Raw genomic sequence first — 13260 nt, forward strand, 5'->3', positions numbered from 1 at the left:
CAGAAGAACACAGCTCATTTCCAGCTTATAAAAAGAAGACGGTTTCAGCTCAAAAACGGAATGTCTTCTTGACTGACGACTCACTTTTTCAATCCTATGATAAAAACCGGCTTACTCAGCCGGTTTTTGTGGTGCTGTATTTATGGGAAGCTTTTTTAATACAAAATAGCCGCAGCCAAAATTGCAGTATTCAAGCAGGTAATCACGCACAGTAGAAAATTTGTTGTCATAAGACGACTTTTTATTTCCATCATCGAAAAAGCCTTTTAATCGAAGCTGTCCATATCCCCAGTCGCCGACGATGTAATCGTACTTTGCTAAAATATCACTGTAGCGGGCCCGAAACGCTTCTTCATTGAAGCCCTCTGTCCGCTCCTCCATCAGTTCATAGCAGTCGTTCCCCATGATGATCATTTGGCTGCCTGCGCCTCGCCCTGCTCATGCTTTGCTTTTGCAGCAGCATTTACCTGCTCGTCCGCATGGTAGGAAGAGCGAACCATCGGGCCTGCTTCACAATGGCTGAACCCTTTGGACATGGCAATTTCACGAAGCTCGGCAAACTCGTCCGGATGATAATATTTTTGTACTTTTAAATGTTTTTTCGATGGCTGCAAATATTGGCCGATCGTCATAATGTCCACATTGTTGGCACGAAGGTCATCCATTACCTCAATAATTTCTTCTTTTGTTTCCCCAAGACCGATCATCAGGCTCGATTTTGTCGGGATTTCCGGCTGCATTTCTTTTGCCCGGCGCAAAAATTCAAGCGACCGGTCATATTTTGCGCGTGCACGGACTCTCGGCGTTAAGCGGCGTACGGTTTCAATATTGTGATTTAAAATGTCCGGCTTGGCATCCATCAGCATTTTTAAGTTTTCCTCAATGCCGCCCATATCGGATGGAAGCACTTCGATAGACGTGAACGGGTTTTTGCGGCGGATGGCCCGGACCGTTTCCGCAAACACATAAGCACCGCCATCTTTCAAATCGTCGCGTGCAACAGCTGTTACGACAACATGCTTTAAATTCATTTGCACAACGGAATCTGCTACGCGTTCCGGCTCCTGAAGATCAAGCTCCGTCGGAAGTCCTGTTTTAACCGCGCAGAAGCGGCAGGCACGTGTGCAGACGCTGCCAAGAATCATAAAGGTAGCCGTACGGCGGACTGCCCAGCATTCATGAATATTCGGGCATTTCGCTTCTTCACAAACCGTATGAAGCTGCTTTTCGCGCATCATTTTTTTTAATCCTGTGTAATTCTCATTGGTATTCAGCTTTATTTTTAACCATTCCGGCTTACGCAAATATTCTTCTTTCGTGCTCATTTTTCCATCTCCAATCAAAACTTCCTATATACCGCTACTTTATCATAATTATCATAGAGCCGCAAAAGGAGAGTTTTTTTCGGAAGGAACTTAATCGGCCCTTCTGCTTGACTATTCAACAGATAAAAAGATGCGGATGGTTCCATCCTCACCATAGCATTCAAAGTCTGTTTGATAGGCTCTCTTTATGTCGCTGTTCCATATATCCGTCCATGCGTGAAACACACCGTTTGGGTCCCTATGGTCCACCTCTACAACATGATAACTGCCAGCTGGAATAACGAGACGGCTTTCTCCTGGAATAGTTTCTTCAATGCCAATATGCAGATCATAATCCCCTGTAAAGTCACTGGCGTAATTGCTGTACACTCCGTAGACAGTCCCTTTTGCTTTCAGCTGAAGAAATTCTTCCCACAGCCGGCTGATTGCACCAGGATTCTGATTGTTTGTTCGAATTTTTTTCCCATAAATGTGTTTCTCCGTTACCGCTGTTTTCATATCCGTATTTCCTCCTTTTGATTACGAAAGAAAATATACCATTCAAATGATGACAACAGCCTGTCAGCTTTTATAAATAAATCCAATTTCTTCTTTATATTTCTTCTCTAGCCATGCAGGATACAGAATGCTCACATGCCTGCCGAACATTAAAAGAAACGGCAGCAAGTTGCTGTCACGGCGGTGCTGAAAAACAACTTTGACCCTTTCGTCTTCGAGCACTTTGATTTCGTCGTCTGTAAAAAAATCATACAGCTTCCCAAGCTCGCTTTTTGAAAATACGAGCGCGATTTCTTCTTTTTCAGCCGGCTGTTCCGCCGGGTACGTTTGCTTTTTTACATACACTGCTTCAAATGGACCACGGATGATTTCAATTTTCCTTATCCTGGTCAGCTTAAAGGACCGGACCGCTTCCCGCCATTCACAAAAAGCTTCCACATACCAGCTGCCATTCAGAAAATTTAATTTAAAAGGCTGCACGATCCGAGAGGAGGGGCTGCCTGCTTGTGACACGTAATAAATCCGCATTCTTGCTTCTTCCGTTATGACAGAAAGAATTTTATTTACTTTCTCTTTTGTTTCTTTTTCGATCGCTTCACGGTGCAGCGTAGAGGAGAAAACAGTCACAGCCGAATGATGCTCCTCCTGATTTCCTTTCAGCAGCTCTAATTTCCTTTGCAGAACAGCCAGCTGGTCCCGGTCAAACAACTCGTTTTGCAGGGCTAAGCCCTCTAATAAAAAGGTTTTTTCTTCATCACTAAAGGTAAACTTGTCAAGGCGGTACGTGTCAATTAATCCAAAGCCGCCGTTCTTCCCCAGATAGGAAATGACCGGAATCCCAATAGAGGACAATGCATCCATATCCCGGTATATCGTTCTTGTACTGACTTCAAATACCTCTGCTAATTCTTCTGCCGGCACAATATTCCTTTTTAACAAATAAATAAGTATAGAAAGCATTCTTTCGGTTTTCAAGTCCTGCTTATCCTCCTTTTCCCCACCGGTAGTGCCTATTGAACTTCAGCAAATCGTTCTGCTGGTACAAAAGAACCGGGCTGCCTACTGGCAAACCCGGCTTTTATCATTATGCTTTTTTTGCTTCTTTTGATTTTTTAACGGCATGTGCAATGCTTGCGCCAAGCCCTCCCCAGATGATAACAACACCGACAATCATCATTGTAACAGCACTTCCGGTCATGATAAGCCTCCTTTGTTTTTGCTGAATGGCTTAATGTACATAAACACGAACCCGATAATGAGTGCTCCAATCGCAACCGGCCAGCCGTACATGTTAATGAATTCTTGAGGATAACCGCCGTATGGCTCAGCCAGGTTCTGACGAATGTTATCAAACATCATGTAACCAAGCACGATTGGCGTAATAACGCTGATACAGATTTTCCACCAGGCGCCGAGTTTAATATCCGATACTTCATCCGCGTGGCTTTTTAAAGCATTTAATTCTTTAAAGACCCAAGCAACGAGAATGACTTCTACAAGACCAGCAAAGGCAACACCGAATTGATTAATAAAGTAATCCGCTGAATCAAGGAAGTTTAGTCCGCCTTTTGTCGCGAAAACAAGGGAAATAACTGCCGCCAGTCCGCCGCCAATCAAAACAGAGGCTGTACGGGAAACATTGAATTTTTCCTGAAGGCCCGCAACAAATGTTTCAACAATCGAGATAAGCGATGTTAATCCCGCTAGTGTTAGGGATGCGAAAAACAGAAATCCGAAAAATCCATTGGCAACCGGAAACTCATTAATAATTTGCGGGAAAACAGCGAAGGCAAGAATAACGCCGCTTGATACTACTTCTTGAACGGGAACACCCTGCTGCTGGGCCATAAACCCAAGTGCCGCAAATACACCAAAACCAGCTAATAATTCAAAAGATGAATTCGAAAATGCCGTGATAAATGCGTTATTGGTAATATCCGATTTTTTTGGAAGATAACTAGAATACGTGATCATAATGGCAAAACCAATAGACAAACTGAAGAAAATCTGTCCGTACGCGGCCACCCATACTTTTCCATCAGCGATTTTAGACCAGTCCGGCTGGAAGAAAGCATTCAGCCCATCCATTGCGCCAGGCAAAGTCAACGCCCGAATAACAACAATTAAAAATAAAACAACAAGAACAGGAAGCATGATTTTTGTTGCTGCTTCAATTCCTTTTTTAACTCCTGATACTAAAATGCCGAGAGCCACAATCCAGACGATTAAAAGCGGCAGTAAAACGCCGTTTGCAAATCCGCCAAATTGGCCGGCATCAATTACTTGCAGATAATCACCAAGCAGGAATTCCTGCGGAGTGTCACCCCATGTTAATTTAAATGAGAAGAAAGAATACGAGATTGCCCATGCAATAATAACGGAATAATATGTGGCAATAACAAAAGAAATTGCCAGCTGCCACCAGCCGAGCCATTCTCCTTTTCTATTCATCCGTGCCATAGTCAATGGCGCGGAACCACGGTATTTATGTCCCATTGTAAATTCCATGATAAGAATGGGAATACCCGCTGTCAGCAATGCGAATAGATATGGAAGGAAAAATGCTCCTCCGCCGTTTTCATAAGCAACCGCCGGAAACCTCCAAATATTCCCTAACCCAATGGCTGAACCAACCGCTGCCATAATAAAGCCGGCGCGGGTTCCCCACTGTGGACGATTTTGTTCCATATATAATGGACCTCCTTAAATGCACGATGTGCCAAAGTTTTGTATTTTCAGATAATTTCTGAAGACCATCTTCATTATAATATTCTTTGAAAAATTCGTAAATATCTTTTTTTATTATTTTATAAGAATAATATATGCAAGATTGTATAAAAAATGGGACAAGCCCGTCTGATTAAACAGACAGGCTTGTTTTTTGACGTTTTAAAAGAAGTGCCGCCGCCAGCAAAAGAAGAATCGTGACAATCAGCCCTGCCCACGTGCTGCCGGTAAAGCCAAGCACAAGATAGCCGGCTGTCGCAATTACAGCGGAAACAAGTGCATACGGAATTTGGGTCAATACGTGATCGATGTGATTGCTTCCCGCCCCGGTCGACGAAAGAATCGTTGTATCGGAAATCGGTGAGCAGTGATCTCCAAAAACAGCACCGGCCAGAACAGAAGCAAGCGCCGGCAGCAGAAGCGAGATATCCGTTGCAGCGGCAATTTCTCCGGCAATCGGGAGCAGAATTCCAAAGGAGCCCCAGCTTGTGCCGGTTGAAAAAGCCATAATCCCCGCTACGATAAACAGGATGGCTGGCAGGAAGCCAATATTCATATTGGACTGCTCCACCAGGCCGGCTAAATACGTGCCTGTGCCAAGGTCGCCAATCAGTGTAACAATTGTCCATGCAAAAAACAAAATATAAACAGCCGGAAGCATTGACTTTACACCTTCAATAAGGCCTTTTCCAAATACGGAGCCGGCTCCTTCAGGAAAAACAGATGCCTGGCGTGCGAAGACGACAACCGAAGCGGCAAAACCTATTAACCCGCCCCAGAATAAGGATTTGGCAACATCCGTATTTTCAAAAATCGCCATAATATCCGCTCCGGCACCCGCTGCCTTATAACCTGTGAAAAGCATGGCTGCTACGGTTCCAATAATAAGTACGACTATCGGCCAGACAAGCCCGCCTATGGTTCCGCGGTCGCTGACCGGCAAATCTTCTTTCAGTTCTCCAGGGATTTCGCGGCCGGAAAAGACTACTTCCCCTGTTTGAATCGCATGATCTTCGTGCTTTTTCATTGCACCGAAATCACGGTTTAAGAAAGCAATTAAAAACACCATTCCCAGAGCGGCCCATACGTAGTAATTCATCGGAATCATTTGAATAAACGCTGAAAATGCCGTGGTGTCTGTTACCTGGTGAGCAGTCAGGATGGTACCGATCAGCCCGATAATATAAGCTCCCCAGCTTGACACTGGAGCGACCACGCAAACAGGGGCTGATGTGGAGTCAATAATATACGCAAGCTTCGCACGGGAAATACGGTGGCGGTCTGTGATCGGACGGGATACCTGTCCAACGGCGAGCGCGTTAAAGTAATCATCAATAAAAATCAGGATGCCAAGCAGGGCAGCCATAATCTGCGCGCCTGTACGCGACTTTACCCGGGTCACAGCCCACTCGCCAAACGCGCGGCTGCCCCCTGAAATGGTAATGAATGCCGTAATAATGCCAAGAATAAGCAGGAAGAAAATAATGTATAAATTCCACATGCTCCATTTAAGTGCACCGTCTTCTATAAAGTAAACATTGCCGGATAAAGCATCCCATATAATTGAGGCTGTTTTTAAGATGCTGAAATCGGCCAGCAAAAATGCGGCCGCTATTATACCCACGCCTAAAGATAACAGCACACGGCGCGTTAAAATCACCATTACGATCGCCAGGACAGGCGGCAACAGTGAAAAAATTGTGTTTTCCAAAATTGTCTCTCCTCCATTTAATTGCACAAAAAAAGCAATGACAAACCATGTTCATTGCCCATGTGCTCCATTCGATATCATCGTATCAAAAAACCCGAATATTTGCTACTCTCTTTTTTATTTTGCCGGCACACCGATGGAATCCGGATTGTAGTAGTTTGGCACCTTTCCATGTACGAGCCCCATCGCTACTGGAAGAGTCTGCTTCACAACGGTTGTATCAGTGGCAAATGGTACAATGACCTGCACCTGTACTTCAAGTTCAACAAATACTTCTACATAAGCGGAGTTTATTCCGAACGGCTCCACCTTTGTTTCAACATTGGAAGATACATCCCCGATCGCGTGAAAACGAATGGGCACCCGCGGTCCCAAATTCCCCAGAATAACGTTATTGGTAATTTGTCCGAGCGGGATAGTATAAGCAATTCCTTCTGCCTGCTCTGTCGCCTCTTCGTCAATATCTACGCCTGTGAATCCTTCCAGTTCCTTTAAGTTCCCTGCTTCTGCTTCATTTAAATTTTCCTCGGCAAGATCCGTTACTTCCGCAAGCACTTTATTGATTACTTCTGCATTAAAAACGGTGGCTCCTCCTTCTCCTTCTTCGGTAATCATAATATCTTTTATTTGAAGATTTTTGGTAATTTCCTCGCTGATTGCTTTTTGCAAAACCATAGAAGCGATTTTGTTTGTCTGGGCATCGGCAAAGTTCAAAAGCACCGGCTGAATATTCCGGTTAATAAACCATAGAACAAAAAGGACTCCCGCCAAAAAGAGGAATACCGCAGTCATAAAACGGCGGCGTGCGGAAAAAGCAGAACCATTTCTCCATTTTCTGCGCCTGCGCATGAAAAAACCTCCTTTCCGCATTGTATGCGGGAAAGAAGGCTTATAGTTGCAAAAGCTTCCATTCCATAATGTCGCGTAAAAACTCCGGCATAAAGTACCGCTTCGACGGTGCTCTATGAAGCTCCACAAAATAATGGCCATACGTAAACATATCCAGTGTTGCAACTTTGTACGTTTTTTTCATTTCAATTGGCTGCCCGTTAATCAAAAAATACGGCTCCCTGATTTCAATCCGGTCATATATAAACCTCCCCATGACACTGCCGCGAAAGCCAAGCCCTTTTATTTGCAGGTGCGGCCACTTTTCATCGCAGGTCTGGCGCAGCACTTCTGCGAGCTCCGCACCGGTCAGTTCAATCAAGCAGGGGTTTATTGGATGCGGCAGCAGTTTATGAAGATCATACTTTGTTATCTCTCCCGCCGGCAGGCTTCCCAGCACAACTCCCGCGTTTAAAAACGAGCAGTCTGCGTGGCACCATTCGGTCAGCGCTTCTGCAAGCAGCTGCGGCAAAATAGACGGTTGAAACCAGTCACCGGAAAGCTCCCTGTCAAGATGGACTGCCGGAACAGACAGCGCTTTTTTCCCCCATTCCTCAAAGGCGGCCTGCTGCTCCCGCTCATCAGAAGGCGGTTTCAGCTCCCGGTTTGTTTCTGCCGCATAAGCACGCTTGGCCGTGATTTGGCCGCTTTCTGAATCCACTTCAATTTCTACGTGTCCGGCAAAATATCCATATTTTCCGGCCGCTGCAAGAAGCGTTCCGTTTACCATCTTCCCTTCATGAAACACATGGTGGGTATGCCCGCCGAGAATCACGTCTGCTTCTGTTTCTTCAGCTAACTTTTCATCATCGTACATGCCAAGGTGTGACAAAACAATCACAATGTCTGCCCGTTTTCTCAGCATGGCAATTTGTTTTTTCAGCTCATCAATCGGCAGGGTTACACACCAGTCCAGCAGCTCATAAAATGCCGTATACTGGGCTGTTGCCGATGTAACTGCAATGGTGATGCCGCCAGCTTGAAAAAAAGCATGCGGCACAAGCCAGTCGGGACGGGTTTCCCCATTTTTTTCGAATAAATTTGCACATACAACCGGAAAAGCAGCCTGCTCGTATAAATTATTTAACGCTTCTCTCGGCAGTGTAATTCCTTCATTATTCCCGATCGCTGCTGCATCGAACCGCGATTTGTTCAGCAGTTCAATATTAAAAGTGCCGAGTGTGCCTTCGGTAAGCGGATGAGCACGGTCCACATGGTCCCCAATGTCAAAAGCAAACGAATACTCGCCCGCCTGTTCATGTAACGCACGGCGTTCTTCCAAAAACCGGGCAATTCTCGGCCAATTTTCAAAATGGCTGTGCAAATCATTTGTGTGATAAATATGTATCGTTTTTTTCATGTTCACTCCACCTTTAATAAATGCCCTGCCAGATCAGGCGGACACCGACCAAAATCAATACGAGACGGAGCAGCATTACAACCGTTTTAGAGGCAATCCGCGCATTCAGCCAGGCGCCGATCTTTGCTCCGAACCAGGCGCCGGGCACAAGTGCCGCCGCATAAAGCCAGTTTACATTCCCCAGTGTTATATGTGCTGTGCTTGAGACACAGGCAGATAAAAAAATCAGCAGCATGGACGTTGCAACCGCCACATGCGGCGGCACCGCAAACAGCATAATCATAGCCGGCACCATAAGCGAGCCTCCTCCGATACCGAACAGGCCTCCAAAAAAGCCGACAATAAAAGAAGCAGCGGTTCCGGTAACCGGCTCTATCGAATAGGTGTGCAGCCCTTCATTGTCCTTAAACTCCCGCTTTATACCACGTGCTCCAAACAGCGGTTTTGCACGATTTTTAAACATCAGGACAACGGACATTCCTATCATAAACAAACCGAAATACAAGCTGAACTGTTCTGCGTTTAATCCTTTATTGGCCCAGGCGCCCAGGACGCTCCCGGGCGCACTTCCGATAAATAAAATAAGGCCCAGTTTATAATCAACCTTTTTCTGCTTCATATATGCAAGAGTGGACGACAATCCGGTTACAATCAAAATCAATGATGATGTGCCGACCACCGCCTGCGGCGAAACTTCGTTTACCATTCCCGTTCCGCCCAAAAAAAGCAGGGACGGCACAATAATGATACCGCCGCCGAGACCGACAAGTGATCCGGTAACAGCCGCAATCAGGCCCACTCCAAGCAAAATGATCCATTCCATCCCGCCAAAGCCTCCTAAAATAAATCCAGCTGGCGTGAAGCTAAATTCTCATAATGAATGCCGGCTAAATCCAAATACTGTTTGGCGTTATCCGCCGCATCTCCGCCGGAATTGTTATTAAATAAAACGTAGACATCTTTTGACTGCTGATGCAGTTCAGCTGTAAAGTCTGCCCATTGACGCAGTTCGTTTGCATTGTAGCGGTACAGGTAGCGGACTTCACGCCAGTTTTTCTGCCCGTTTTTTCGCCAGCCCGCCCGATTGCGTCCGTGCAGCCGGACCAGTGTTTTTTCTTTATTCGTTGCCTGAAGAACAATCGGAATAGACCCTTCACCCGCCTGCGGTTCGTCACACACCGTATGAATCCAGTTTTCATGTTCTAGAAAAGCAATGGTTTTATCAAAGTATTTCGCTTCGTACCACGATTGGTTTCGAAATTCAATAGCGAGCGGCACCGCTCCCATCATCTCACGGCAATAACGGATATAGGTCACGTTTTCACGCGTACAGTCAAACCAGGGTGGAAATTGAAACAGCACCATCGCAAGCTTTCCGGCTTCCATCATCGGCGTCAATGATAAGTTAAAAGCGTGAAACATCTCTTCCTTTGATTGAAACGGAATTTCGCCGCGCTCATGTCCGGTCATGCCCTGGTACGCTTTGACGACGAACCGGAAGCCTTCCGGCGTCTCATCCGTCCACTTGCGCATATTCCGCTCGGGCTGTACCGCGTAAAAGCTCGAATCTACTTCCACGGTTGGGAAGTGTGCGGCATACTCTTTTAATTTATCACGTGACGCTATTCCCTGCCTGTAGAGTGTATCGTGATCTCCCCATCCAGTAACACCTGTGTAAATCATTTCGCATCACCTCGTAGTAAGAGTGTAGCACACTTTTTAATTTGTTGTGAAAGATGAGAGGAGGCACGCTGACGCAAGGAGCTTTTTTATGTGTATCTCCCGTTAAATCTGGCAAAGCTATGTAAGAAACTTATTGATGATTCATGAAAACTTTGCGGAGAATGGATGTGTCGGTTTGATGGAAAAAGCTTCAATCAGTGCGTTTCAATTATTTATTCTGGCTTTTTTATTCGAGATCGGAAGCTCGCTCCTTGTCGCCCTTTCAATTGGAGGCGCAAAGCAGGCCGCCTGGATATCGATTTTGATGGGTGCGTCAGCCGGGATTGTCCTGTTTTTTATTTATTATCTGTTATATCGTTTTTATCCCCGCATGCTTCCTGTTGAATATATGCAGGTTCTTTTAGGAAGCACAGCAGGAAAAATAATAGGCTTTATATACATTTTAGATTTTATTTACCGGACATCAAGAAACCTTCGCGATTTTGGAGAAATTCTTACTTCCACTTTTTACGTAGAAACACCCCTTTTTGTGTTAAATGCTTTGTTTATTTTAACCGCCATTTATGGACTGTCGAAAGGCATTGAAGTTCTTGCCCGTTCAGCGGAAGTACTCTTTTACATATTTTTAGCCATCAGTGTAAGCGGGTTTCTGCTGATTGCTTTCTCCGGCTTGATCGACGTTAATAATTTAAAGCCTGTTTTGCCAGACGGCTTCCGCCCTGTTTTTCGTACCTTCTATACAGAAACGTTGTTTATTCCTTTTGGAGAAATTTTTGCTGTTGCCATGATTCTTCCATACGTAAAAAATGTAAAAAAAGCCGGACGCGCTGTTCTTTACGCCATTATCGCAAGCGGAATCATGCTTGCGCTTACCATGATGATCAATATCAGCGTCCTTGGTCCCCAGCTGGCAGCCCGGGCTCCTTTTCCGCTGCTGTCCACTATTCAAAGCATTCAGCTTGCTGATTTTTTTGAGCGGCTCGATATTTACTTTATTCTTTTTCTGATCATTGGCGGCTTTTTTAAGCTATGTATTTATTTTTATGCAGCCGTTATTGGCATTTCCAGCTTATTTAACATAAGAAAGCCCTCAAAAATTGCCTATCCAGTCGGCGTTGTTGCTTTGATTCTGTCGATCGCGATTGCCAGCAACTTTTCCGAGCATATACAAGAAGGACATAAAGTGGCTCCCTTATTCATTCAGGTTCCACTGCAATTTGTTATCCCGATCCTTCTTCTGATGATAGCCATCTGGAAAAACCGAAAGCAGAAGAAAGCAAAAAAGGAAGGTTCCGGAAAATCCACCAGTTCCGCATCAAGCAAGTTAAAGTAGCGATCCAGCATTTCCTTGACTTTCTCCTGTATCTCTTTCATCGGTTTCTTCTTGAAGTATATTTACAGGTTTCATCCGTTCAATCCCATTTTTATATTTTATTTGGGGCGGTATGACAAAATTCGGGGTGGTTTTCCTTAGGGGCGGTAAGCTACTTTTCCGCCCCTGGCATAGGATATATCGCCCCGAATGACGAAATACCGCCCTAATTGAAAAGTTCATCCGGTCCTGGCACGCTGAATACCACGAAAAAGAGATAAATTTCAACACGTAAAAAACCCGGACCAATCGGTGGCCCGGGTTTTTTAAACAAGCATGCTTTTATGGATTAGCCAATTGAACCTTCCATTTCGAACTTGATTAAACGGTTCATTTCAACGGCATATTCCATTGGCAGTTCTTTTGTAAATGGCTCGATAAAGCCCATAACGATCATTTCAGTTGCTTCTTCTTCTGAAATACCGCGGCTCATCAAGTAGAACAATTGCTCTTCAGACACTTTTGATACTTTTGCTTCGTGCTCAAGAGAGATATTGTCATTTAGAATTTCGTTGTATGGAATCGTATCTGATGTTGATTTGTTGTCCATAATGAGTGTATCGCACTCAATATTAGAACGGGCGCCTTCCGCTTTGCGTCCAAAATGAACGATACCGCGGTATGTTACTTTTCCGCCCTGTTTTGAAATCGATTTTGATACAATCGTTGATGATGTGTTTGGTGCAAGGTGAATCATTTTTGCCCCTGCATCCTGATGCTGTCCTTTGCCGGCAAGAGCGATTGACAGTGTCATGCCGCGCGCGCCTTCGCCTTTTAAAATAACAGCTGGATATTTCATTGTCAGCTTCGAACCGATGTTGCCATCGACCCATTCCATCGTAGCGTTTGCTTCACACACAGCACGCTTTGTAACCAGGTTAAAGACGTTGTTCGCCCAGTTTTGGATGGTTGTGTAACGGCAATACGCACCTTCTGCAATGTAAATTTCAACAACCGCAGAGTGAAGGGAATTTGTTGTGTAAACAGGCGCTGTGCAGCCTTCTACATAGTGGACACTTGCATCCTTGTCCACGATGATCAGTGTACGCTCAAATTGTCCCATGTTTTCCGAGTTGATACGGAAATACGCTTGAAGCGGCGTATCCACTTTCACACCTGGCGGCACGTAGATAAACGATCCGCCGGACCATACAGCCGAGTTAAGTGCCGCAAACTTGTTGTCTGTCGGCGGAATCACAGTCGCCCAGTGCTTTTTGAAAATTTCTTCGTTTTCTTTCAATGCAGAATCCGTGTCTTTAAAGACGATACCGAGCTCTTCCAAATCTTCTTTCATGTTGTGGTAAACAACTTCAGATTCGTACTGCGCAGATACGCCGGCCAGATACTTTTGCTCCGCTTCCGGGATACCAAGCTTATCAAACGTCTGCTTGATTTCCTCCGGCACCTCGTCCCAGGATTTCTCAGAACGCTCGGATGGCTTTACGTAATACGTAATTTCATCAAAGTTAAGAGACGACATATCGCCTCCCCATTGCGGCATTGGCATTTTATAAAAATGCTCCAATGATTTTAAACGGAAGTCAAGCATCCATTGCGGTTCTTCCTTCATTTTTGAAATTTCTTTTACAATGTCAGGCGTCAATCCGCGTTCAGAACGGAAAATCGAAACGTCGCGGTCATGGAAGCCATATTTGTAATCGCCAATTTCAGGGGCTTTTTTGGCCATGTTGCATTC

General features: G+C 45.1%; 13 protein-coding genes. 1 reads left to right on the forward strand and 12 read right to left on the reverse strand.

All coding sequences use genetic code 11. From position 1 onward, the window contains the following. Positions 1 to 111: 111 nt before the first annotated feature. The 11 genes from VP98_RS11950 to VP98_RS11995 all read right to left on the reverse strand — a co-directional run bounded on the left by VP98_RS11950 (position 112) and on the right by VP98_RS11995 (position 10192). Positions 112 to 414, reverse strand: coding sequence for a YutD family protein (locus VP98_RS11950; protein ID WP_046175626.1), 303 nt, complete (start codon positions 412 to 414; stop codon positions 112 to 114). Then, the gene (gene lipA / locus VP98_RS11955) at positions 411 to 1325 is read right to left on the reverse strand and encodes a lipoyl synthase (protein ID WP_046175627.1); all 915 of its coding nucleotides are present in this window, start codon (positions 1323 to 1325) and stop codon (positions 411 to 413) included. The genes VP98_RS11950 and lipA overlap by 4 nt, the downstream gene beginning before the upstream one ends. Positions 1326 to 1436: 111 nt before the next feature. After that, complete coding sequence (locus tag VP98_RS11960; protein ID WP_046175628.1) at positions 1437 to 1823, reverse strand: GyrI-like domain-containing protein; 387 nt, start codon at positions 1821 to 1823, stop codon at positions 1437 to 1439. 63 nt (positions 1824 to 1886) lie between these two features. Further along, positions 1887 to 2798, reverse strand: coding sequence for a helix-turn-helix transcriptional regulator (locus VP98_RS11965; protein WP_052712225.1), 912 nt, complete (start codon positions 2796 to 2798; stop codon positions 1887 to 1889). A 109-nt stretch (positions 2799 to 2907) separates the two neighbouring features. After that, positions 2908 to 3021: a methionine/alanine import family NSS transporter small subunit gene (locus VP98_RS18935; protein WP_156151384.1), complete on the reverse strand. Its 114-nt coding sequence runs from the start codon at positions 3019 to 3021 to the stop codon at positions 2908 to 2910. After that, positions 3018 to 4511, reverse strand: a complete 1494-nt coding sequence (locus tag VP98_RS11970) for a sodium-dependent transporter (RefSeq protein ID WP_046175629.1) — start codon at positions 4509 to 4511, stop codon at positions 3018 to 3020. Before VP98_RS11970 ends, VP98_RS18935 begins: the two co-directional genes overlap by 4 nt. 172 nt (positions 4512 to 4683) lie before the next feature. Continuing rightward, positions 4684 to 6261, reverse strand: a complete 1578-nt coding sequence (locus VP98_RS11975; RefSeq protein WP_046175630.1) for a Na+/H+ antiporter NhaC family protein — start codon at positions 6259 to 6261, stop codon at positions 4684 to 4686. A gap of 117 nt (positions 6262 to 6378) precedes the next feature. Next, entirely contained in the window at positions 6379 to 7110 is a 732-nt protein-coding gene (yunB, locus tag VP98_RS11980) for a sporulation protein YunB (RefSeq protein ID WP_052712226.1), read from the reverse strand. A gap of 40 nt (positions 7111 to 7150) precedes the next feature. Then, positions 7151 to 8509, reverse strand: coding sequence for a bifunctional metallophosphatase/5'-nucleotidase (locus tag VP98_RS11985; RefSeq protein WP_046175631.1), 1359 nt, complete (start codon positions 8507 to 8509; stop codon positions 7151 to 7153). Between the two features lie 13 nt (positions 8510 to 8522). Then, positions 8523 to 9332, reverse strand: a complete 810-nt coding sequence (locus VP98_RS11990; protein WP_046175632.1) for a sulfite exporter TauE/SafE family protein — start codon at positions 9330 to 9332, stop codon at positions 8523 to 8525. Positions 9333 to 9346: 14 nt separating this feature from the next. Continuing rightward, complete coding sequence (locus VP98_RS11995) at positions 9347 to 10192, reverse strand: DUF72 domain-containing protein (RefSeq protein WP_046175633.1); 846 nt, start codon at positions 10190 to 10192, stop codon at positions 9347 to 9349. Between the two features lie 178 nt (positions 10193 to 10370). Between VP98_RS11995 and VP98_RS12000 the strand changes: the two genes are divergently transcribed. Next, on the forward strand, positions 10371 to 11525 hold the full coding sequence (locus VP98_RS12000; protein WP_046175683.1) for a GerAB/ArcD/ProY family transporter: 1155 nt from the start codon (positions 10371 to 10373) through the stop codon (positions 11523 to 11525). Positions 11526 to 11853: 328 nt separating this feature from the next. Here VP98_RS12000 and sufB read toward each other — a convergent pair whose 3' ends face one another. Then, on the reverse strand, positions 11854 to 13251 hold the full coding sequence (gene sufB, locus VP98_RS12005; RefSeq protein ID WP_046175634.1) for a Fe-S cluster assembly protein SufB: 1398 nt from the start codon (positions 13249 to 13251) through the stop codon (positions 11854 to 11856). Positions 13252 to 13260: the final 9 nt, after the last annotated feature.

The sequence above is a fragment of the Domibacillus indicus genome, assembly GCF_000970685.1.
GTDB classification, from domain to species: Bacteria; Bacillota; Bacilli; order Bacillales; family Domibacillaceae; genus Domibacillus; species Domibacillus indicus.